Annotated in this window: 20 protein-coding genes; 19 read left to right on the top strand and 1 reads right to left on the bottom strand. The window is 46.6% G+C overall.

What is annotated here, in order from left to right:
- Nucleotides 1-11: 11 nt before the first annotated feature.
- From VIG27_RS16945 to VIG27_RS16935, 3 genes are all read left to right on the top strand, one after another.
- Nucleotides 12-842, top strand: coding sequence for a helix-turn-helix domain-containing protein (locus VIG27_RS16945; RefSeq protein ID WP_394523839.1), 831 nt, complete (start codon nt 12-14; stop codon nt 840-842).
- Between the two features lie 186 nt (nt 843-1,028).
- On the top strand, nt 1,029-2,222 hold the full coding sequence (locus tag VIG27_RS16940; RefSeq protein ID WP_394523838.1) for an acetate/propionate family kinase: 1,194 nt from the start codon (nt 1,029-1,031) through the stop codon (nt 2,220-2,222).
- An 81-nt stretch (nt 2,223-2,303) separates the two neighbouring features.
- Nucleotides 2,304-3,191, top strand: coding sequence for a hypothetical protein (locus VIG27_RS16935; RefSeq protein ID WP_394523836.1), 888 nt, complete (start codon nt 2,304-2,306; stop codon nt 3,189-3,191).
- Nucleotides 3,192-3,244: 53 nt separating this feature from the next.
- Here the strand turns inward: VIG27_RS16935 and VIG27_RS16930 are convergent, their stop codons facing one another.
- A complete protein-coding gene (locus VIG27_RS16930) occupies nt 3,245-3,706 on the bottom strand; it encodes a GlcG/HbpS family heme-binding protein (protein ID WP_394523834.1) in 462 nt (153 codons plus the stop codon).
- Between the two features lie 270 nt (nt 3,707-3,976).
- On the opposite strand from VIG27_RS16930, the gene VIG27_RS16925 reads away from it, so the two are divergent.
- The 16 genes from VIG27_RS16925 (at nt 3,977) to VIG27_RS16850 (ending at nt 21,935) form a co-directional block, all read left to right on the top strand.
- Nucleotides 3,977-6,499, top strand: a complete 2,523-nt coding sequence (locus VIG27_RS16925) for a glycyl radical protein (protein WP_394523833.1) — start codon at nt 3,977-3,979, stop codon at nt 6,497-6,499.
- Nucleotides 6,500-6,532: 33 nt separating this feature from the next.
- Complete coding sequence (locus tag VIG27_RS16920) at nt 6,533-7,450, top strand: glycyl-radical enzyme activating protein (RefSeq protein WP_394523832.1); 918 nt, start codon at nt 6,533-6,535, stop codon at nt 7,448-7,450.
- A gap of 26 nt (nt 7,451-7,476) precedes the next feature.
- Entirely contained in the window at nt 7,477-8,274 is a 798-nt protein-coding gene (gene pduB / locus VIG27_RS16915) for a propanediol utilization microcompartment protein PduB (protein ID WP_394523830.1), read from the top strand.
- Between the two features lie 46 nt (nt 8,275-8,320).
- Entirely contained in the window at nt 8,321-8,599 is a 279-nt protein-coding gene (locus VIG27_RS16910; protein ID WP_394523829.1) for a BMC domain-containing protein, read from the top strand.
- Nucleotides 8,600-8,641: 42 nt separating this feature from the next.
- Complete coding sequence (locus tag VIG27_RS16905; RefSeq protein WP_394523827.1) at nt 8,642-9,388, top strand: hypothetical protein; 747 nt, start codon at nt 8,642-8,644, stop codon at nt 9,386-9,388.
- Between the two features lie 4 nt (nt 9,389-9,392).
- The gene (locus VIG27_RS16900; protein WP_394523826.1) at nt 9,393-9,902 is read left to right on the top strand and encodes a BMC domain-containing protein; all 510 of its coding nucleotides are present in this window, start codon (nt 9,393-9,395) and stop codon (nt 9,900-9,902) included.
- A gap of 45 nt (nt 9,903-9,947) precedes the next feature.
- On the top strand, nt 9,948-10,211 hold the full coding sequence (locus VIG27_RS16895) for a EutN/CcmL family microcompartment protein (protein ID WP_394523824.1): 264 nt from the start codon (nt 9,948-9,950) through the stop codon (nt 10,209-10,211).
- Nucleotides 10,212-10,257: 46 nt separating this feature from the next.
- Entirely contained in the window at nt 10,258-11,571 is a 1,314-nt protein-coding gene (locus VIG27_RS16890; protein ID WP_394523823.1) for an aldehyde dehydrogenase, read from the top strand.
- 25 nt (nt 11,572-11,596) lie between these two features.
- Nucleotides 11,597-12,781, top strand: coding sequence for a methionine adenosyltransferase (gene metK / locus VIG27_RS16885; protein WP_394527632.1), 1,185 nt, complete (start codon nt 11,597-11,599; stop codon nt 12,779-12,781).
- A gap of 42 nt (nt 12,782-12,823) precedes the next feature.
- Nucleotides 12,824-13,099, top strand: coding sequence for a propanediol utilization microcompartment protein PduA (gene pduA / locus VIG27_RS16880; RefSeq protein WP_394523822.1), 276 nt, complete (start codon nt 12,824-12,826; stop codon nt 13,097-13,099).
- Nucleotides 13,100-13,139: 40 nt separating this feature from the next.
- The gene (locus VIG27_RS16875; RefSeq protein WP_394523821.1) at nt 13,140-13,820 is read left to right on the top strand and encodes a phosphate propanoyltransferase; all 681 of its coding nucleotides are present in this window, start codon (nt 13,140-13,142) and stop codon (nt 13,818-13,820) included.
- A 6-nt stretch (nt 13,821-13,826) separates the two neighbouring features.
- On the top strand, nt 13,827-15,242 hold the full coding sequence (locus VIG27_RS16870) for an aldehyde dehydrogenase family protein (RefSeq protein WP_394523819.1): 1,416 nt from the start codon (nt 13,827-13,829) through the stop codon (nt 15,240-15,242).
- 13 nt (nt 15,243-15,255) lie between these two features.
- Complete coding sequence (locus tag VIG27_RS16865) at nt 15,256-16,398, top strand: 1-propanol dehydrogenase PduQ (RefSeq protein ID WP_394523818.1); 1,143 nt, start codon at nt 15,256-15,258, stop codon at nt 16,396-16,398.
- Between the two features lie 122 nt (nt 16,399-16,520).
- Nucleotides 16,521-17,852, top strand: a complete 1,332-nt coding sequence (locus VIG27_RS16860) for a PocR ligand-binding domain-containing protein (protein ID WP_394523816.1) — start codon at nt 16,521-16,523, stop codon at nt 17,850-17,852.
- A 2-nt stretch (nt 17,853-17,854) separates the two neighbouring features.
- Nucleotides 17,855-18,868 carry a response regulator gene (locus VIG27_RS16855; protein ID WP_394523815.1) on the top strand — a complete coding sequence of 338 codons (1,014 nt, stop codon included), beginning with the start codon at nt 17,855-17,857 and terminating at the stop codon, nt 18,866-18,868.
- Nucleotides 18,869-19,043: 175 nt separating this feature from the next.
- A complete protein-coding gene (locus VIG27_RS16850) occupies nt 19,044-21,935 on the top strand; it encodes a glycoside hydrolase family 3 N-terminal domain-containing protein (RefSeq protein WP_394523814.1) in 2,892 nt (963 codons plus the stop codon).
- The last annotated feature ends 11 nt before the right edge of the window (nt 21,936-21,946 follow it).

Raw genomic sequence — 21,946 nt, 5'->3', positions numbered from 1 at the left:
CGGTGATCGTGATGCCAGAGTATTATGCTCCAATTCAGCCGCGGTTTTTATTGGAAGGTGATTCTTACAAGGAACGCCGGAATATCTGGGGAATCAAAGAGAGCAGTGAGGTACTGTTTTTTAATTTCAGGACCCCTAAGAACGGAGAGACAGGGCGGCTGCCTGTATTTCCCGATGGCTGTCTGGATCTGATTCTGAAATGTGACCCTGTCAATCCTGCCTTGTTTATTTATGGCAAATTAACAGAATACAAATCAGATGTTTTCGATGAGGACACAGAATATTTCGGGGTTCGGTTAATGCCGGATCAGAATTTGAAGGGTCTGACCTGTACCATGAAGGACTTGCTCAATCAGAACATGCCTTTAAGCAATTACGTGAAGCTAGACGGGGAGCTTCTTCTTAAATTGGCTCAGAAGCCTTCCTTTGAGGAACGGATAACCTTTTTTCAGGAGAGGATTTCTCCGCTTCTGCCCCTGGAACAGCCCCAGCCGGTCATGATGGTGTGCACCCGGAAGATAATGGAGCAAAAGGGGAATTTAAACCTTTTGGTATTGTCGGATATCACCGGTTATTCAGACCGGTACATTCGGAAAAAATTCACCGCTGAGATGGGATTGTCACCGAAGAACTTCTGCAGGATCATACGCTTTCAGAACAGCCTTAACACCTTGCTTACAGGCTTTTATGAAAAGGATAAAATACTGAATGCGGTATATGATAACGGCTATTATGACGAGGCCCACTTCATTAACGAATTTCGTCAGTTCACCTCTTTTACACCAGGATTCCTTGTGAAGTCCTGTCTGAATATTCAAACTGCCTCCTGCCAGAGCCTTTAAGGTGCATATAACAAGCGGTATAAAAAGCCTCCGGTCCTTCCGGAGGCTTTTTTTACGTTTACAAATTGGTACGTATTTTACAGGTTTCCTGTCTGTATAATACACCTGAAGCCAGTGGCCCTGATGATATAATGTTCCTGTCTGAAAGGTATAATCAGGTCTATAAACAAAGCAGGAGGAACGATTATGTACACATTGGTAATAAACTGCGGAAGCTCTTCCCTTAAATTCCAGTTAATCAACCCGGAATCAGAGGAAGTGATGGCAATCGGACTTTGCGAAAGGATCGGAATTGAGGAAAGCAAAGTCACTTACCAGAAGAAGGGCGGAGAAAAGAGCGTGCTTCTTGCGCCGATGCCCACACACAAAGAAGCAGTAATCATCATGCAGAAATTGCTCACCGATGAACCGTCGGGTATTATAAAAAGTTTAAAGGAAGTGGGGGCAGTGGGTCACCGGGTGGCTCATGGCGGAGAGATATTTACTTCTTCCGCTCTCATTACGGAGGAGACGCTAAAGGCCATTGAAGAATGCTGTGCATTGGCTCCCCTTCATAATCCGGCAAGTCTGACCGGTATCCGGGCGTGCATGGAGCTTATGCCGGAAACACCCATGGTGGCAGTATTTGATACGGCATTCCACCAGACCATGCCGGAAAGTTCTTATCTCTATGGCCTTCCGTATGAATATTATGAGAAATATAAGGTTCGGAAGTATGGATTTCACGGGACCAGCCACAGCTATGTGTCAAAAAGAGCGGCAGAATACTTAAACAGGGACTATGAAGCCATGAAGATCGTGGTATGCCATCTGGGCAACGGTTCCAGTATATCTGCAGTAAAAAACGGAGCGTCCGTTGATACCAGTATGGGATTTACTCCTTTGGAAGGACTCTTAATGGGAACCAGAAGCGGAGACGTGGACCCAGGTGCCATGCAGTTTCTTATGAACAAAGAGAACTTAACCATTGATGAAATGCTTGATGTGCTCAATCGTAAATCGGGGGTTCTTGGAATATCCGGTGTATCCAGTGATTTCAGGGATATCATGAAGGCAGCAGCAGAAGGAAACCACAGAGCACAGGCTGCCCTTGATACCTTTACCTACCGGGTCGTAAAGTATATTGGGGCTTATGCGGCGGCCATGGGCGGGATTGATGCCATTGTTTTTACCGCAGGTGTAGGGGAAAATGATGGAGAAATGAGGAAGAAGATCTGCCATCAGCTGGCATTTTTAGGAATTGATGTAAATGATGAGGCGAACGCAAAGAGAGGAAGCGAGCAGTTAATCTCCACCGCGGATTCTAAAGTTGCGGTTCTGGTGATTCCTACCAACGAGGAACTTGCCATTGCCAGAGAGACCATTGCTCTTGTGGGGTAACTGGTCCGGCAGATAGGAACGTAAGCCTGTAAAGGGGTTTTAAAAAGGCTTAAAATAAAAAGTATAAGGAGAGCAAAAGGTATGGATGTTTTTGCTTTAATCGGGGCGTTTGGCGGAGGAATCATAGGGGCATACATAGGAGCGCTGCCGGCGTTTATTCTTACAGGAGTCATGGCAATTGCGGGGGCGGCAGCGGCCATGGCGGGAGGAGCGGATGCAACCATCGCTTATGTTGCGTTTGGTTCTTATCTCGGTCCCCATATCGCTTTTGCAGGAGGCGTAGCAGCAGCGGCTTACGCAGGAAAAAAGAAGATTTTAAAAAGCGGTGCGGACATTTTATCGCCTTTGTACGGATTGTCAGATCCTTTGACTCTGCTGGTAGGCGGAGGGTTTGGGGTGCTTGGATTTGTGATTCACTATTTTGTGAGCAGTGTCCTTCGTTTAAACACCGATCTTCCGGGAATTACCGTTATTATTTCTGCATTGATTGTACGTTTTGCTTTTGGGAGCTGCGGCCTGACCGGGAAACCGGAATCGGGAGTAAAAAGGGAATATATAACCCCTGGAAAAGGAATGTTCTGCAATGTACTGCTGGGGGCCGGAATCGGAACTGGGGCCGGCTTTGTATACCAGGCCATGGTCTCTGGCGGGGTGTCCCAGGCTGCTATAGGAAGCTTTCCGGTTCTCTGTTTTGGAATTGCGGCATTTTCCCTGATTTTTACCCAGACCGGTTTTGCCGTACCGGCAACCCATCACATTGCCCTTATTTCTGCGTTGGCGGCAGTAACCTCAGGGAATCCGCTTATGGGATGTGTGTTTGGCATTCTGGCCGCTTTGTTTGGTGATTTTGCAGGAAAGACCTTTAACAGTTATTGTGATACCCATGTAGACCCTCCTGCATGTACCATTTTTATCTTCACCTTTTTGATAAACGTGCTATTTGGAAATGGATTTTTCCTTCCTATATAAAAACAAGCATGAGCAGTCGTTAAAAACTGTCTCATGCTTGTTTTTTGTATTGGTTATACCCTGCCGCCGGCAGCGTGTCTGGCTACGGCAATATCCTGCTCGACCGTTCCGCCGGAAACACCCAGCCCGCCGAGGAAACGGCCCTTGTATGTTAAGGGGACTCCTCCTCCAAAGATACAGAACTTTCCGGGGTGGGTCTGCTGGAGACCGTAAAGAGGCTGTCCGGGAAGAATGGATTTGGCTGCCTCCTCGGTAGGGAGGCGAAGTGCGGCAGCAGTATAAGCCTTTGAATGGGAAACGGAGATACTGGCAAGAAGGGAATCATCCATCCGGTGCATAGCCACCATGTTCCCGCCGTCATCCACAACGGTAAAAACCATGGAAACCTCAAGGCTACGGGCCATTTCTTCCCCTCTCTCTATTATGGTTAAGGCGTCTTTTAAAGTCATTCGTTCACTTTTTAGAGCCTGGATCACAGCAGCCGCAATTTCTCCCGTCATATGGGAATCGCTCATAGAAATACCTCCTCACAGAAATTTTAATCGTTTTAAGTCCATTATAAGGGGGAAGTTCCTTGGGTTCAATCACAGTACAATCCGAAAAAATGGACGATCCAATACAGATAAAATCCATAAATGAAATTTCAGGCACAATAGAAAAGATTTAAGAAGTCTGGATTGTACATTTTTTATGCTTTAATAATATTTCATCATTTGTCCCCGGATGAGATATGATGTGGATAGAGGAATCATCCAAAAACTTATGATGTAAAAGGAGGATATTTTATGCTTGCAAAAGGGTTTACAGAACCAACGGAGCGTGTAAAAAGGCTGAAAAGGGCAATTGTGGAAGCTGTTCCATATGTGGAATCGGAAAGAGCAGTCCTGGTAACGGAATCTTATAAAGAAACAGAAGGGCTTTCCCCTATTATGAGACGGGCCAAGGCCGCGGAGAAGATTTTTAAGAATCTTCCTGTTACCATTCGTGAGGACGAACTGATCGTAGGTGCCATCACAAAGAATATCCGCTCAACGGAGATCTGTCCGGAGTTTTCTTATGAATGGGTGGAAAAAGAGTTTGAGACAATGGGAACCAGAATGGCAGACCCATTCCAGATCCCCAAAGAGACCGCTTCCGAATTAAAAGAAGCATTCCGCTACTGGGAAGGCAAAACCACCAGTGCGCTGGCAGAATCTTATATGTCCCAGGAAACAAAGGATTGCATCAGCAACGGCGTGTTTACCGTAGGAAACTATTTTTATGGCGGTGTAGGCCATGTGTGCGTGGATTACGGCAAAGTGTTAAAAATCGGATTTACAGGAATTATCCGTCAGGTAATGGAGGCAATGACAAAGCTTGATACCTCAGATCCTGAATATATCAAAAAGAAAAATTTTTATGAAGCTCTCATTATTACCTATACAGCTGCCATTCAATTTGCACATCGTTATGCAGCCAAAGCCAGAGAAATGGCAGCGGTTTGTCCGGATGCAAAGAGAAAAGCAGAGCTGCTTCAAATCGCTGCCAACTGTGACCGGGTTCCGGAACAAGGAGCGACTAATTTTTATGAAGCCTGCCAGTCCTTCTGGTTCGTGCAGATTCTTCTTCAGATTGAAGCCAACGGCCATTCCATTTCTCCGGGACGTTTTGACCAGTACATGAACCCCTACTTATCCATGGATCAGAGCATATCCCATGAATTTGCACAGGAACTAATAGACTGTATCTGGGTCAAATTAAACGATGTAAATAAGACCAGAGACGAGGTATCCGCTCAGGCGTTTGCCGGATATGCAGTATTCCAGAACTTAATTGTAGGCGGACAGACCGAAGACGGGCTGGATGCGACCAATGAAATGTCCTATATGTGCATGGAGGCAGTTGCTCATGTAAAACTTCCTGCACCTTCCTTCTCCATAAGGGTTCATCAGAATACACCGGACGAATTTCTTTACCGTGCCTGTGAACTCACCCGCTTAGGTCTTGGAGTTCCGGCTATGTATAACGATGAAGTGATCATTCCTGCACTCTGTAACCGGGGAGTTTCTTTAGCAGATGCAAGAAATTACTGCATTATCGGCTGTGTGGAACCTCAGTGCCCTCACAAAACAGAAGGCTGGCATGATGCGGCATTCTTTAACATTGCAAAGGTCCTGGAAATCACACTACATAACGGAAAGGTAGGAGATAAGCAGTTAGGTCCGGTTACCGGAGATATCACTTCCTTCACCAGTCTGGAAGAGCTTTTTGAAGCATATAAAAAGCAGATGGAGTACTTTGTTTACCATCTGGCGGAAGCAGATAACTGTGTGGATTTTGCCCACGCGGAACGAGCACCTCTTCCATTCTTATCCGCGCTGGTGGATGATTGCATCGGCCGTGGAAAGAGTGTACAGGAAGGCGGAGCCATCTATAACTTCACAGGTCCTCAGGCCTTTGGTGTGGCGGATGCAGGAGATTCTCTCTGTGCCATCAAAAAACACGTTTTTGAGAACAAAGAGATTACAATGGAGCAGTTAAAGGAAGCACTTGATCATAACTTTGGATATGACTGTGAACAGGCTGAGACTGCATCGGAAGACACAGAGGAAGCCAGAATTTATGAAGCGGTAAAGAGGATTTTAAGCAATAACGGTTCCATCAACCTGGCCGATCTTCAGGCCCAGTTAAGCAAGCCGGCAAAAGAGGCAAAAGGCAGCAGGGAAGACTATGCACAGATTAAGCGTATCCTTGAGAACACGCCCTGGTATGGAAATGACGAGGACGAAGTGGATATGATTGCAAGACGCTGCGGACAGATTTATTCCTATGAAGTGGAAAAGTATAAAAATCCAAGAGGGGGCCAGTTCCAGGCAGGCTGCTATCCGGTATCTGCCAATGTATTATTCGGCAAGGACGTAGGTGCTCTTCCTGACGGCAGACTGGCAAAGAAACCGTTGGCAGACGGGGTATCCCCAAGACAGGGAAAGGATACCAATGGTCCTACCGCTGCAGCCATGTCTGTAGCAAAACTGGATCATGCAAACTATTCAAACGGAACCTTATATAACCAGAAGTTCCTGCCGTCCGCACTTGCAGGAGATGATGGACTGAAGCATTTTGCTTCCATTGTACGTTCCTACTTTGACCATAAGGGAATGCACGTACAGTTTAACGTAATTGACCGGGAGACACTTCTTGCCGCACAGGCAGACCCGGAACAGCATAAGGATCTGGTGGTACGTGTAGCTGGATACAGTGCCCAGTTTACCGTTCTTGCAAAAGAAGTCCAGGACGATATCATAAGCCGTACCGAACAGACCCTCTAAAGGGGACCGGCAAAGAAAAAGAAGGGAGTCGGCATGGATTCGATCAATTATAATCTGACGGGAACCGTATTTGATATACAGCGGTTTTCCCTGCACGATGGTCCGGGAATCCGTACAATCGTATTTTTAAAGGGTTGTCCTCTCTCCTGCCAGTGGTGCAGCAATCCGGAATCCCAGAGTATAAACCCAGTAATGATGTATAAAAAAAGTGAGTGTATTCACTGCGGACGCTGTATCAAAGTCTGTAAGGTGAAAGCCATCAGCCCGGAGAATGAAACCTGGATTGACAGAGATAAGTGTACCGGATGCGGAGAGTGCGCCAATGCATGTCCGGCAGGTGCCCTGGTATCAAAGGGAAAGACCATGTCTGTCCAGCAGGTAGTACGGGAGTTAAAAAAAGATGCCACGACTTACCGCCGTTCCGGAGGGGGGATCACCCTTTCCGGAGGGGAGCCGCTGGTGCAGTATCAGTTTGCCTCAGAGCTTTTAAAAGCCAGTAAGAGTCAAGGCTGGAATACTGCCATAGAAACCGCTGGGATCGGAAGTGCCGAAGCGGTGGAAACCGTCATTCCCTATGTGGACACCGTCCTGTTGGACATTAAGCACATGGACAAAGAGAAGCACAAACGGTTTACCGGAGCCTCCAATGAGGTGGTTTTGCAGAATGCTCCCCGTATAAGCCAGATATCGGATACCGTCATCCGCGTCCCGGTGATTCCCAGCTTTAATTATTCGCCGGAGGAGATTCTGGCGATTGCAGAATTTGCAAAAACATTGACAGGAATAAGAACCATACACCTTCTCCCCTATCATACATTTGGAGAAAACAAATATGGACTCATGGGGAAGGATTACGGACTGAAGCATATAAAACCCTTAAACCCGGAGGACCTAAACGCGTGCAAAGAAGTAGTGGAACGCTGTGGGTTCCGGTGTGTGATCGGTGGTTAGAGTGATTTGAGAATGGAGGAAAAGGAATGGATCAGCAGTTAATTGAAAAAGTAATGAAACAGGTCTCGGATGAACTGGGAATAAAGCCGGAAGTCCAGAAAGAGACGGTAAAAGCAGAAACAGCACGTCCGGCCGCCGGAATCGGGCTGACTGAATTTGTAGGAACCTCCGTTGGCGATACCATAGGGCTTGTGATTGCCAGTGTGGACCCAATGCTTGCCGATGCCATGAAGCTGGGAAAATACCGTTCCATCGGAATCATCGGCGGCAGAGTTGGAGCAGGTCCGCAGATATGGGCCGTAGATGAAGCAGTAAAAGCGACCAACACGGAAATTATTTCCGTAGAGCTTCCCAGAGATACCAAAGGCGGAGCCGGTCACGGAAGTTTGATTTATATCGGTGCAGAGGATGTATCCGATGCCAGAAGGGCGGTAGAGATCGCACTTTCCGTCCTGCCAAAATACTTTGGTGATGTTTATTCCAACGATGCCGGTCATCTGGAGTTCCAGTACACGGCAAGAGCCAGCTATTGTCTGGAAAAAGCACTGGGAGCACCGGTAGGCAAAGCGTTTGGAATGACCTGTGCCGGCCCGGCAGCCATTGGAACCGTTCTTGCGGATATCGCAGTAAAGGCAGCCAATGTTGAAGTGGTAGGATACAGTTCCCCAGCGTCAGGCACCAGCTATTCCAATGAAGTAATATTTACCTTTACCGGAGATTCCGGTGCGGTAAGGCAGGCAGTGCGTGCCGCAATAGAAGCAGGAAAGAAGATGCTTGGAGCAATGGGAGGAGAAGCAAAGTCTTCCCAGCCCCCCTATATTTGATAAGAAACCCGGAGAGAAAACGAAGGAAACATAAGGAGGATTCACAATGAGCGCAGATGCATTAGGTATGGTAGAGACAAAAGGATTAATCGGAGCAATCGAGGCAGCAGATGCCATGGTAAAATCAGCAAATGTAACACTGGTTGGATATGAGAAAATCGGTTCCGGGCTTGTAACTGTTATGGTGAGAGGAGATGTGGGAGCCGTGAAAGCAGCCACCGATGCCGGTGCATCTTCTGCAGCAGCCGTTGGAGAACTTATTTCAACCCATGTCATTCCACGTCCCCATTCAGATGTGGAAAAGGTAATTCCCAATCTTCTGTAATTGGGGCGATGGGACTTTGACCGTCCTATGACTTAAAATGAGGTGGATGAATTGAAGATCAGTGAAGAACAGCTCAGGCAGTTGGTATGGAAGATATTAAAAAAGCTGGAAGAAGAGAGCAAAAAAGAAAAAAAACTGCTGTATATGGTCTGCACCTCAGCCTGGGATGAAAGGTATGAAACGTTTCTGGAAGAACTGCAGCTGTCGGGGCAATACCGTGTCTGTCCTGTCATTCCCGATGAATGGCAGGAATCGGGCCTGGAATCCCGTTTGAAAGGCTTTCCTTCCTGTACCGGAATCCGCTGTTATTCCCAGGGAATACCAAAAAATTTAGAAGAAGCAGTTACCGTTTTTCCAGTGGTTTCCACCGAGGCGGTCGTGAAGACTGCTCTGTGCATACAGGATACATTTGAGACTTCCTGGGTGGCGGCCTGTTTTCGGGAGGGGAGCCGGGTTCTGTTTATGCAGACCGGACTCACCCCTTTTTCCGGAAAGGAACAGCCGGCCTATCAGGACCAGATCTTGTCTTATTACAGAAAAATCCTGGAATATGGAGTAGAAATCTGTTCCTGCAAGGAGTTGTGCAGTCCCGTTACGGCCGTTATTCCGGATAAAAAAACGGAAGTATGTGCAGCTGGCCCAAAACGGGTCATAACAGCATCAACTGTAGAGCAGTATGCATCAGACGGGGTTCTCACTGTGCGCCAGGGGGACATTATTACAGATATGGCAAAAGACAGGGCAAGGGTGTTAAACATTGCCTTGCAGGAAACAAAAGTTGTGAGGTGATGAAATGAAACAGGCATTGGGATTGGTTGAGATCCAGGGATTATCAACGGCAGTACTGGTAGCGGATACCATGGTGAAAGCGGCAAATGTCAGCATTCTTGAGATTGAAAACTCCAAAGGCCAGGGCTATATGACCATTAAAGTTGCTGGAGATGTGGGTGCCGTCAATGCGGCTGTCAGCGCAGGCAGGCAGACAGGATTGGAAAACCAGAAACTGGTGTCCTGGAACGTGATTGCCCGGCCCGCAGATTCCGTAGAACAGGTCTTTGGAGCTGCGAAACAAGCAAAGACAGAGCAGGAAGCAGCAGCTGAAGCAGAAGAAATTGTTCAAGAAGAAGAAACAATTAAAAAAGAAGATACATTAAATCCAGAAGAAACAATTCAAGCGGAAGAAGTAAAAGAGACGGAACAAGCAGCACCTGCACAAATTGCGGAAGAAGTCCGGGAAACAAAAGAACCGGCACCTGCCAGTGCTTCTGCAAAAAGAACCGGCAGCCGTAAAAATAGAAGTTGACCGCAGGCATCAAGCGGCTTGTGACAGGAAAGGAAAGGGAACAGAATGAGGCTGGCAAAGATTACCGGTACGGTTGTAGCGACCAGAAAGGATGAGACCCTGACGGGCTACAAACTGATGATCGTCCGCAGGATCGACGTCCACGGGAATTTCATAGATTCGGAAGAAGTGGCGGTAGATTATGTGGGGGCAGGAGTCGGTGAGACGGTCCTTATCGGCCAGGGCTCTTCTGTCCGTGTAGATAAGAAGAAGCGGGAGGCCGTCATTGACATGGCGATCATCGGAATTGTTGATACCGTTGTAGGTTAAAAACGTTCTCCTTATCAGCTTAACAGGAAAGGAGGTAAGAATTAGTATGATTAGCAGCATTTACTCCAGTGTAACGGAGGCAGTAGCAGCCGCAAAGACCGCATCCGTAAGATATGCGGAGTTGAGTCTGAATGAGCGGCGGCAGGTGATAGAAGCAGTAAAGACGGCTCTCCGCCCCATTGCAGGAGAACTGGCGGCACTGACGGTGGCAGAGACGTGTATGGGCAATGAAACCGATAAGACCGAAAAGATCCGTCTTGCCATAGAGAAAACTCCAGGAGTGGAAGACCTGATTACAGAGGTCAATACAGGAGATCACGGCATGACCCTTTATGAGCTTGCTCCTGCAGGGGTCGTCTGTGCAGTCCAGCCCTCCACCAATCCATGTGCCACACTCATAAACAACACCATTGGAATGCTTGCGGCAGGAAACAGTGTGGTCCATTGTCCTCACCCCAGAGCACTTCGGGTCTCCCAGCTGGTAACGGCAGTGATCAGCAATGCGGTTATGGATACGTGTAACATACCGGATCTTGTGGTAACACTCCATGAAAGTCTTATGGGATATACCAAAGAGCTCATGAGTCATCCCGATGTAGATCTGGTGGTCTGCACAGGAGGCGCCGACGCCCTGCACCAGGCGATGAATTCGGGAAAAAGGGTGATCGGAGCAGGACCGGCAAACCCGGTTGCCATTGTAGATGAAACCGCAGATATGAAGCAGGCAGCCTATGATATCGTTCGGGGAGCAGCCTTTGACCACAATTTAATGTGCACTTCCGAAAAAGCGATTGTAGTAACAGAACCGGCAGCCGACGCTTTGATCTATCAGCTTTTGAAAAATGGGGTCTATTATGTGAAAAATGAAGAAGATATTGAAAAGCTTCTTCGTACTGCCATCACAGAAGACCGGGTGATCAATAAAAAGCTGGAAGGAAAAAGTGCAGATAAGATCCTTGCCAGCGCAGGAATTTCCTGTTCCTCTCCTGTAAAGCTGATCGTGGTGGAAACGAAAAAGACCCACCTCTTTGCCACTCTTGAACTTCTCATGCCCCTTGTACCTCTTATCAAGGCAGCGGATTTTCAGCAGGCATTGGAAACAGCCTTTGAGCTGGAACAAGGGTTTAAGCATACGGCAACCATTCATTCCCAGTGCATCGAACACTTAAACCGTGCGGCGCAGAAGATGCAGACCTCAGTATTTGTAAAAAACGGCCCGTCTCTCCTTGGCGTCGGGTTTGACCTTGAGGGGCATGCTAGCTTTACCGTAGCAACGGCAACGGGAGAGGGAACTGCCACTGCAAGGCACTTCACCAGGAGGAGAAGGTGTACGCTGACAGACGGCTTCTCCCTCCGTTAATCATTGAGAAAGCAGGTTGATGAAAATGTTGGAAGGGTGCCAATCAAGAACCTATTTGGTAACCTCGGAATCAGTTACAAGAGGGCATCCCGATAAAGTCTGCGATCAGATTGCGGACGGGATTCTGGATGCCTATCTGAACGAGGACCCTGCTTCCAGGGTGGCGGTAGAAGTTATGGCTTCTACGGATACTCTGATGGTGGCAGGAGAAGTCACCTCCACTGCCCGGATTGATGTGGTAAAAAAAGCAAGAGAAATCATCCGGGAGATCGGGTATGTGGAACATGGCAAAGGCTTTGATGCAGATACCTGCATGATCTTTACCAATATTCACAGCCAGTCGCCGGATATTTCCCAGGGAGTGACCAAGAAGACCGACGGGAAGAAGGAAGTGCTTGGCGGAGGAGACCAGGGAGTTATGTACGGCTATGCGGTCGATGAGACCGAAAGCCTGATGCCTTTGCCCTGTTATCTGGCAAACCGTCTGGCAGAACGGCTGGACTGCGTTAGAATCACTCAGGGAGCCTCTTTTTTATATCCCGACGGAAAGACTCAGGTCACGGTGCGCTACAACCAGGCAGGGGAACCCATAGGAATCCACAGCATCGTTGTATCTGCCCAGCACAGCGAAAAGGTGTCCCGGGAAGTCCTGGAGGCATTTATCCGGTGTACGGTCATTGAGCCGGTGATTGATCCTGCCCTTCTCACACCGGAGACGAGGATTCATATCAATCCCACCGGACGGTTTGTGATTGGCGGTCCGGCAGGAGATACGGGGGTCACCGGAAGAAAGATCATGGTGGACACCTATGGGACCGTCGGAAAGCATGGAGGCGGAGCCTTTTCCGGAAAGGACCCCACGAAGGTGGACCGTTCCGCTGCCTATATGGCCCGCTATGTGGCAAAGAACATTGTAGCGGCAGGCTTGGCAAAAAGGTGTGAAGTAGCGTTTGCCTATGTCATCGGCGGAGTGGAGCCGGAGGCGGTCACGGTCAATACCTTCGGAACAGGAACCATTGGAGACGGCCAGATTGAAGCCTTGATAAAAAATGTATTTTCTTTTGGAGTTTCCGAGTGCATTACCCAATTGAAACTAAGACGGCCTCAATATTTAAAGACGGCCGCATACGGGCATTTCGGAAGAACAGACCAGGGATTTGGCTGGGAAGAGACCGATAAGGCATGGATACTAAAACAGTTGGCCTTTTAATATATTATGATAATCAGAACAAAAAATCAGGAGGAAAAACAAATGTCAAATGAAGCATTAGGAATGGTGGAAACAAAAGGTCTGGTAGGTGCGATTGAAGCCGCAGACGCAATGACAAAAGCAGCAAATGTAACCATGATAGGATACGAAAAGATCGGTTCCGGTCTTGTAACGGTTATGGTACGCGGAGATGTGGGCGCTGTAAAAGCATCTGTAGACGCAGGAGCAGCCGCAGCCGCAAATGTAGGGGAAGTGGTATCCCAGCATGTCATTCCAAGACCTCATACCGATGTGGAGAAGATTCTGCCCAAATTATAAACTGTCAGGGAAATAACACGTTCAAAAGGAAAAGGGAATCATGGATAAAGAAGAATTAATCAAGCTTGTTACCAAGCGGGTGATCGAGAAAATCAAAGATTATGATGCATATAAAGTTCCCATTGGGGTATCGAACCGGCATGTCCATGTATCCAGACAGGATTTAGACATACTTTATGGAAAAGGCTACGAACTGACAAAAAAAGCTGATTTAAAACAGCCGGGACAGTTTGCAAGCAATGAGACAGTAACCATACGAGGCCCTAAGGGAGAATTTGAACGGGTACGGATTCTTGGACCAGTGAGAAAACAAAGTCAGGTGGAAGTTTCAAAAACCGACAGTTTTCGTCTTGGAATCCGTCCTCTCATAAAGGAATCCGGAGATTTAGAAGGAACTCCCGGACTGGAATTAATCGGTCCGGAAGGTACGGTTTCTCTTTCCAGTGGCACCATTGTTGCATTACGCCATATACATATGACGCCCGGGCAGGCACTTGCCATGGGTCTGAAAGACAAAGATATGGTAGAGGTGGAAGTATTTGGTGAGAGACGCGGTGTATTTGGAGATGTTCTGGTCCGGGTATCGGACCAGTTCGCTCTGGAAATGCATGTAGACGTTGATGAGGCCAATGCCTTCTCATTAAGCAATGGGGACCACGTAGTCATCAGAAAGAGCGGTAAGGATTGCCAAAGCAGATTCACAATAAGGGAAAGAAGGTAGAGACACTTGGATATGGATTTAAAAGCAATTGAGCAAATGGTAGAACAGGTTTTACGGGAGATTCAGTCAGAACAGCTTATCAGTACAGGAGAGCAGAAGGCAGAGACATACGGTCTGTTTTCAACCATGGATGAAGCCATCGAAGCTTCGGAAAAGGCACAGAAAAAGCTGTTGTTTACCAGTATGGCTGACCGCCAGAAATATGTGGATGTCATCCGGAAAACGGTATTGAACAAAGAAAATTTAGAGCTGATTTCCAGAATGGCAGTAGAAGAGACGGAAATAGGCCATTATGAACATAAACTGATTAAAAACCGCCTGGCTGCGGAAAAGACTCCAGGAACCGAGGATCTGGTTTCAGAAGCAGTAACAGGCGACAATGGGCTTACTTTAATCGAATATTGTCCCTTTGGTGTCATTGGTGCCATCACACCTACCACCAATCCAACAGAGACCATCATCAATAACTCCATTTCCATGATCGCCGGAGGTAATACCGTGATATTCAGCCCTCATCCAAGAGCTAAGAAGGTATCCACACTTCTGGTAAAGATGCTGAATAAAGCCTTGAAGGAAGCCGGTGCTCCCTCCGATTTGATTTCCATGGTGGAAGAACCTTCTCTGGAGAATACGGAAAAGATGATAAGCAATCCCAAAGTCCGCCTTCTGGTTGCTACCGGAGGTCCCTCCATTGTAAAAAAAGTTCTCTCCTCCGGAAAGAAAGCCATCGGAGCAGGTGCTGGAAATCCGCCGGTGGTTGTGGATGAAACGGCAGATATTAAGAAAGCGGCAAAGGACATCATTGATGGCTGCAGCTTTGATAACAATGTTCCCTGTATCGCAGAAAAGGAAGTATTTGCAGTCGACTCCATCTGCGATCACCTGATTCAGTATATGAAAGAAAACGGAGCTTATCTCCTTACAGACAAACAGCAGATCGAGGAACTGAAAGCTCTGGTGACCACAGAAAAGGGCGGACCCAAAACTTCCTTTGTAGGAAAGAGCGCAGGCTACATCATGGAAAAGCTGGGGGTAAAAGTACCAGATTCCATTCGTGCCATTATTATGGAAGTACCGAAGGACGATCTGTTCGTTCAGGAAGAAATGATGATGCCTATCCTCCCCATCGTTCGTGTCGCTGATGTGGATACTGCAATTGAATATGCCCTGGAAGCGGAACATGGAAACCGCCATACCGCAATTATGCACTCCCAGAATGTAGAGAAATTAAGCAAGATGGCGAAAATCCTGGAGACCACCATTTTTGTAAAGAATGCCCCTTCCTATGCAGGAATCGGAGCAGGCGGAGAAGGCCATACGACCTTTACCATTGCAGGACCCACCGGAGAAGGACTTACTTCTGCAAGATCCTTCTGCAGGAAACGCAAATGCGTTCTCTCCGATGCATTCAGCATCCGATAAAGGAGAAACCCATATGTCAAATGTATACATGAAAACCAGAATACAGGAAGGGCCGCAGGCAAAGGAATATTTAAAAAGTATAAAAAATAAGCGGATTATGATCGTCTGTGATAAATTTCTCTCAGAAAACGGGACGGTGAAATACTTAACGGATATTCTTGGTTCCTGCAATGATGTAAAGCTGTTTGACAAAGCAGTTCCTGATCCTGCCATACAAGTGGTAGGGTCAGGGCTCTGTATGATGTATCAGGTAAAACCCGATATCATCATTGGCTTTGGAGGCGGCTCTGCCATTGATACCGCAAAGGGAATCATTTATTTTTCCACGGTGAAAAAGCTGGCTCCCAAACCCCTTTTTGTGGCAGTTCCCACAACCAGCGGAACCGGATCTGAAGTTACCTCTGCCTCCGTTATAACCGATACGGAAACAAAGAGTAAGCATCTGATTTCATCCGAGGACATTCTGGCAGATGTAGCGATTTTAGACCCGGTACTGACCTTGTCGGTTCCCCAGGCGGTGACAGCCAACACAGGAATGGACGTGCTGACTCATGCGCTGGAAGCTTATGTAGCCACAGGTTCCAATGTTTTTTCCGATGCGATGGCAGAAAAGTCGGCAGAGCTTTTGATGAAATCCCTTCTGGTCTGCTACATGGATGGCAATGATCTGCGGTCCAGGACTATGATGCAGGAGGCTTCTACATTAGCAGGAATCGCATTTCAAACGGCTGGTCTGGGCGTGAATCACAGCATTGCCCATCAGCTGGGAGGAACCTTTCACATTCCCCATGGTCTGGCAAATGCCATTCTATTAAATCATGTGATTGAATATAATAGCAGAGACCAGGCCATCATGAACAAGTACGCCGCACTTGCCATAAAGCTGCAGCTGGCAGAGCCAAAGGAAGATGCTAAAGTTGCCGTAAAAGCAGTAAAGGGTCTGATCACCGCCTTGATGCGTTGTATGAATATGCCCTCTTCCATAAAGGAATTGGGAATTGACCGTACAGAGTATGAAAGCCAGCTTCAAAATATGGTAGAGAATGCCCTTATGGACGCCTGCCTTGCCGCCAATCCGACAAAAATCGGAGGTCCTGATATCCGGAAGATTTTATTAACTATTTACGAAGGACAGGAATACGGCAGTCAGGAATAAAAAATCATAAGGCCGAGCTGTTTTATATGACAGCCCGGTCTTCTTGTGTTATTCTGATATAGAAACGAATCGTTATAAGGAAAATGGCAATCATAACATAGCAGCAAAGAGAGGTTACGAAGATGGAAAAATATCAGGAACTGCTCCATATAGCTGAAATGCAGTCAGATACCCCAGATGATTATTTCAGTACAGATGAAGAAGGCAATATGTCAAAGCTGGACATTATCCACCTGTTTGGAAAGGAAAAGCTGGAAAACATACAAAAGAGTCTTTCAAAAGCCACCGGACTGGCATTCGTCACGGTGGATTTCCGAGGAGAGCCGATTACGGATGCAACCTTCTTTTCCAGCTTTTGCCAAAAGATAAGAAACAGCAAAGAAGCCATTGAACGGTGTAAATCCTCGGATGCATTCGGTTCCATACAAGCCGCAGTCACCAAAAAAACAAACGTATACTTTTGTCCCTGCGGACTGTTGGAGATGGCCATCCCCATTATTGTCAGAGGCCATTATTTGGGAGGCTTTATCGGAGGACAGATCCAGTGTCTGGACGCTCCGGAATCGGTGAGCCGCCTGGGTTCTGTTATGCGTTCCGACCAGTGTGAAGAGGTAAGGGCAGAGTGTGAGGAGCTGCGGAAGGAGATTCCAATCTATTCTTACGAAAAGTTCCTGGATATTGCCAATCTGGTGTTCCTCGTCATCAATCAGTTAAGCGAAAATGAGGTCAGCAAACATCTTCATGAGGATGTATTAAAAAAACGGATCAGGAAAGTGCAGGCAGCCAATCAGCTTCTTGTAAAGGAAATTTCAGAAAAGAACATGGAGCTGCAGGAAATGAAGATCAACTACAATCCCATTGAAACCATAGATGTTTTGACCTCACTTATGAATTTGTCCATTATGGAAGACACAGAGGGCTTTCAGGAATTTTTGGGTTCTTTTATAGAATATACCAAATATAAATATATGGAGAAAGGAACCTTTGTCCCTGTTTCCAAAGAACTGAATCAGGCAGAAACGTACCTTCTTCTCCAGAAAAAGAAGCTGGGAGACCGGCTGGATTATTCCATTCAGGTGCCAAGGGAAATGCATATGAGAAAGATGCCTTCTGATATTGTATTGCCTTTTATTCAGGATGCCCTTTATAATGGAATTATGCAAAAAAAACAGGGGGGAAAGATTACAGTATCCGGTTCTGTCAGGAATAACAACTTAATCCTGGAGATCAGTGACAATGGTCCGGGCCTTTTAGAGGTGGAGCTGGAAGCCAAATATGAAGCCTTTCAGGACAAGCATGAAGGATATTACATCAAACTTGGGAAGGAATATGCCAGAGAGAAAATGAGAAGACTCTTTGGTGAGGAGTATAAGATCATTTCAGAAATCGACAGGAACCGAGGGGGTAAAACGATTCTGATCTGGCCCGAACATTATGAAGAAAGGACGGAGTAACCATGTATAGGGTTCTGATTGCGGATGATGATATTTTAATGCAGGAAGCTTTGAAGATTTTAATATCCAGAGAAGAATCCTTCCAGGTGGTCCGGGTGGTAGGCAGCGGAGACTGTGCGGTAAAAGCATGCAGAGAGGATGCCATAGACATCGTGTTTATGGATATGCTGATGCCCGGCATCACAGGACTTGAAGCCGGCAGGATCATTCATCAGATGAATCCGCAGATAACCATTTATATGCTTTCCTCCTTTTCTTCTCATGTATTTCTGCGGAGTATGGCAAGAGATGAAGTAAAAGATGTTTTGGAAAAACCGGTAACCTGGGCCAAGGTAAAAAAAATACTGGAAAACTATAAGACCAATCATGAAGATGCCGTCATGGATCATGAGGAAGCACTTGCAATGCTTTTGAGAAATAAGGATTTTGGCAGGTTTTACCGGGAGCTTCCGGAGATCATTGACCGTATTTATGAGATGGCAGGAGGGGATTCTGTCAGGTTAATCAAGCTCTTTCATTACATCGGGCAGAATCTTTTGGATACCAGGAACGTTTACGATGAAAAAATGCAGATTGGAGAGTTATTTCCCATCAACAAGGCATTGATTCTGGACCAAAAGACCTCAGAATTGTGGCTTTTCCGGGTAATGGACTACCTGTTTCAGCAAAATAGCATCAACCGCTATCCCTTATTGGAAAATATTTTTTATTATATTGAGAATCATATCAAGGAGGATATTACCCTAAACACGATCATAGAAAACTGTGCCATCAGCCAGGGATATTTAAGCCGTATCTTTCGGGAACAGCTGAATGTCAGCGTCACAGAGTATATCCATATGAAAAAAATCCATCTGGCAAAGGGATACTTTTATTTTACGGAGGACAGCATTGCCGATGTGGCCTTTCGCCTCGGTTATAATGAAAGCAGCTATTTCAGCAAGGTATTTAAAAAATATGAGAAAATAACGGTGAAACAATATAAAATGGAGAGCCGCAGAAAAGGCTCCCAATAAATGATGTCAAAAGCTTCCGGACCTTCCGGGGGCTTTTTTTATGGATAAGCAGCCTGCTGTTTGTGCTGAAATTTCTACCAGTTATGCAGGAGAACCCTCTTAGGCTTAGATTTATGTTAAAGTAACTCCATACCACAAGAAATAAGGGTAATTCGTATTGAGGAGGATGAAAGAAATGTTACAGGTTAATATGGACGATGTATTAAAAGTTGTAAAACTTTGCGTGCCCTATTTGATCGGTATGGCAGTTGCAGCGGTAATCATCATTGCTGCAATGGTGGCAGTCCGAAAGAAAAAACGTGCAGTAAAATATCTGGTACGCAGACAGGGAATTATGGCTTTGGTGCTGGTTTTAGTCATCACCGTCAACCTCATCTGCTGGGGCCCGATGTCAAACCTGATTTCACTTGCCACAGGCAGCGGCAGAATTTCAGAAGAAACGTCCAATGAAGCGGCGGAGCTTTGTGCTGAGATTGCAGAGGAAGGAATCGTTTTGTTAAAGAACGATGATAACCTTCTTCCCTTAAAAAAGGATTCTAAATTGAATGTATTTGGCTGGGCCTCCACCAATCCCTGCTATGGCGGGACCGGTTCCGGTTCCCTTTCACAGGCATATGAAACAGTGACTCTTCTTCAGGGACTGGAACATTCCGGCTTTCAGCTGAACACCAAGCTTTCTGATTTTTATACTGCATACCGGGCGGACCGCCCCAAGGTAGAGATGTGGGAACAGGACTGGACCCTTCCGGAGCCTGCAAAGGATTCCTACAGCAGTGACTTGATCAATGATGCAAAGGCATTTTCCGATACGGCCATGATCGTCATCAGCCGTGTGGGTGGAGAAGGTGCGGACCTTCCGACCGATGTCAGCAAGGTCAACTATACGGATAATTCCACTGAATATAATGATTTCAAAGAAGGGGACCATTACCTGAAATTGAGCCAGACAGAAAAAGATATGGTCGATCTGGTTTGTTCTAATTTTGACAATGTTGTTTTTGTATATAACGGCGCAAATGCAATGGAACTTGGATTTTTAAAGGAATACAGCCAGATCAAGAGTGCTATCTGGTGTCCAGGTACCGGCCAGTCCGGATTTGAAGGTCTGGGCAAAATCATAAGCGGCGAAGTTAATCCGTCAGCAAAGACCAGCGATACTTTTTTAGCAGATTTAACCAAAACCCCTACGTTCCACAATTTTGGAGATTTTGCGTACAGCAACATGGATGAATTCCCTGGAAAATCCTTATTGGGAATTCCTACCACCCCTCATTTTGTGAATTATGTAGACAGCATTTATGTGGGCTACCGCTTCTATGAAACGGCAGCAGAGGAAGGTCTGATCGACTATGATAAAACTGTGGTGTATCCTTTTGGCTATGGCTTGTCTTATACCACGTTTAAGCAGGAGATGGGACCTGTCTCAGAACAGGATGGAAAGATATCCTTTGATGTGACCGTTACCAATACCGGAAATACAGCCGGCAAGGATGTGGTAGAGGTATATTACAATCCTCCCTACTATAACGGAGGAATCGAAAAGGCATCTGCAAACCTGATCGCCTTTGATAAAACCGAGAAGCTTGAACCAGGTGCATCTGAGACCATACCAGTATCCTTCGACTTACAGGATATGGCTTCCTATGATGCAGACGGAAAAGGTGCTTATGTGCTGGAAGCCGGAGATTATGGCATTTCTGTCCGGTCCGATTCCCATACCATCATTGGGGAACAGACCGTTCACGTATCGGAAGAAGTGGTATATGATTCCTCGAATCCCCGTACCACCGATCATACGGCAGCCACAAACCAGTTTGAGCAGGCCAATGGAGGAATCACATATCTTTCCAGAGCCAACGGCTTTTCCAACTACGAAGAAGCAACCAAAGCACCTGCTACCGATGTGATGCCTGAGAAGTATAAAAAAACATTTATTAATAACATCAACTATAATCCGGAAGATTATAACAATCCTTCTGACGTGATGCCGAAAACCGGTGCGAAAAACGGTCTTTCTCTTGCCGATATGAGGGGACTTGATTATGATGACCCCAAGTGGGAGCCGCTTCTCGATCAGCTGACCGTAAAAGAGATGGATAAAATGGTCGCCCTCGGAGGATATCAGACCCCGGCAGCTAAAAGTGTAAAAAAGGTGGGAACGGTAGATTGTGACGGACCGGCTTCCATTAACAATAACTTTACCAGAACCGGATCCATCGGATTTCCTTCTGCAGTGATGATCGCCTGCACCTGGAACCAGGATATGGCAGAAGCCTTTGGAGAGAGCATTGGTAAGATGGCAGATGAGATGAAGGTATCCGGCTGGTATGCTCCGGCCATGAATCTTCACCGCTCCGCATTTGCAGGACGTAATTTTGAATATTTTTCTGAGGATGGAGTTCTCAGCGGAAGGATGTCATCCAGTGCGGTAAAGGGAGCAGAGCACTACGGTGTTTATGCCTATATCAAACATTTTGCATTAAACGATCAGGAAACCAACCGGGAAAGAATGTTGTGTACCTGGGCCGATGAGCAGGCCATCCGTGAGATATACCTAAAGCCTTTTGAGATCGCAGTCAAAGAGGGCAAGGCAAAGGCAGTCATGTCAGCCTTCAACTATATTGGAACGGTATATGCAGGTGCATATGACAACCTTCTTAATAAGGTTTTAAGAGATGAGTGGGGATTCCGTGGATTTGTGATCACAGATTACTTTGGCGGATTTGGATATCAGAATGCAGATCAGGAAATCAGAAACGGCAATGATACCATGCTGGTCGCATATGACAACGAAACCAATCATCCAAAAGACACCACCAGTGCCACCAGTGTTCTGGCAATGCGCCAGGCATGTAAGAACATGATGTATACCATTGTCAACAGCCGGGCCTATGAAGGTGACAATGCCAAAGAAGGATTATTGAACTGGCAGATTGCAGCCATTGTAATAGATCTTGTTTTAGCGGCAGGATTTGTTGCTCTTCAATTCAGAATCATCAACGTTTACCGGAGAAAACGGCAATTACAAGAGGGAGAGGACGCAGTTCTGACCGAAAGGAAGGAATAAAGCTGAGACCC

The sequence above is a fragment of the Lacrimispora sinapis genome (assembly GCF_043633585.1).
GTDB lineage: Bacteria > Bacillota > Clostridia > Lachnospirales > Lachnospiraceae > Lacrimispora > Lacrimispora sinapis.
This window is presented reverse-complemented; position numbering and strand designations above follow the sequence as displayed.

Bases quoted from the DNA above. Each gene is read 5' to 3' on its own strand.
- VIG27_RS16900 (WP_394523826.1), top strand. From the start codon at position 9,393: ATGAAACAGGCATTGGGATTGGTTGAGATCCAGGGATTATCAACGGCA.
- VIG27_RS16945 (WP_394523839.1), top strand. From the start codon at position 12: ATGCCAGAGTATTATGCTCCAATTCAGCCGCGGTTTTTATTGGAAGGT.
- VIG27_RS16935 (WP_394523836.1), top strand. From the start codon at position 2,304: ATGGATGTTTTTGCTTTAATCGGGGCGTTTGGCGGAGGAATCATAGGG.
- VIG27_RS16855 (WP_394523815.1), top strand. From the start codon at position 17,855: ATGTATAGGGTTCTGATTGCGGATGATGATATTTTAATGCAGGAAGCT.
- VIG27_RS16930 (WP_394523834.1), bottom strand. From the start codon at position 3,706: ATGAGCGATTCCCATATGACGGGAGAAATTGCGGCTGCTGTGATCCAG.
- VIG27_RS16865 (WP_394523818.1), top strand. From the start codon at position 15,256: ATGTCAAATGTATACATGAAAACCAGAATACAGGAAGGGCCGCAGGCA.
- VIG27_RS16925 (WP_394523833.1), top strand. From the start codon at position 3,977: ATGCTTGCAAAAGGGTTTACAGAACCAACGGAGCGTGTAAAAAGGCTG.
- VIG27_RS16920 (WP_394523832.1), top strand. From the start codon at position 6,533: ATGGATTCGATCAATTATAATCTGACGGGAACCGTATTTGATATACAG.
- VIG27_RS16895 (WP_394523824.1), top strand. From the start codon at position 9,948: ATGAGGCTGGCAAAGATTACCGGTACGGTTGTAGCGACCAGAAAGGAT.
- VIG27_RS16910 (WP_394523829.1), top strand. From the start codon at position 8,321: ATGAGCGCAGATGCATTAGGTATGGTAGAGACAAAAGGATTAATCGGA.
- pduB (WP_394523830.1), top strand. From the start codon at position 7,477: ATGGATCAGCAGTTAATTGAAAAAGTAATGAAACAGGTCTCGGATGAA.
- metK (WP_394527632.1), top strand. From the start codon at position 11,597: ATGTTGGAAGGGTGCCAATCAAGAACCTATTTGGTAACCTCGGAATCA.
- VIG27_RS16875 (WP_394523821.1), top strand. From the start codon at position 13,140: ATGGATAAAGAAGAATTAATCAAGCTTGTTACCAAGCGGGTGATCGAG.
- VIG27_RS16890 (WP_394523823.1), top strand. From the start codon at position 10,258: ATGATTAGCAGCATTTACTCCAGTGTAACGGAGGCAGTAGCAGCCGCA.
- VIG27_RS16940 (WP_394523838.1), top strand. From the start codon at position 1,029: ATGTACACATTGGTAATAAACTGCGGAAGCTCTTCCCTTAAATTCCAG.
- VIG27_RS16850 (WP_394523814.1), top strand. From the start codon at position 19,044: ATGTTACAGGTTAATATGGACGATGTATTAAAAGTTGTAAAACTTTGC.
- VIG27_RS16860 (WP_394523816.1), top strand. From the start codon at position 16,521: ATGGAAAAATATCAGGAACTGCTCCATATAGCTGAAATGCAGTCAGAT.
- pduA (WP_394523822.1), top strand. From the start codon at position 12,824: ATGTCAAATGAAGCATTAGGAATGGTGGAAACAAAAGGTCTGGTAGGT.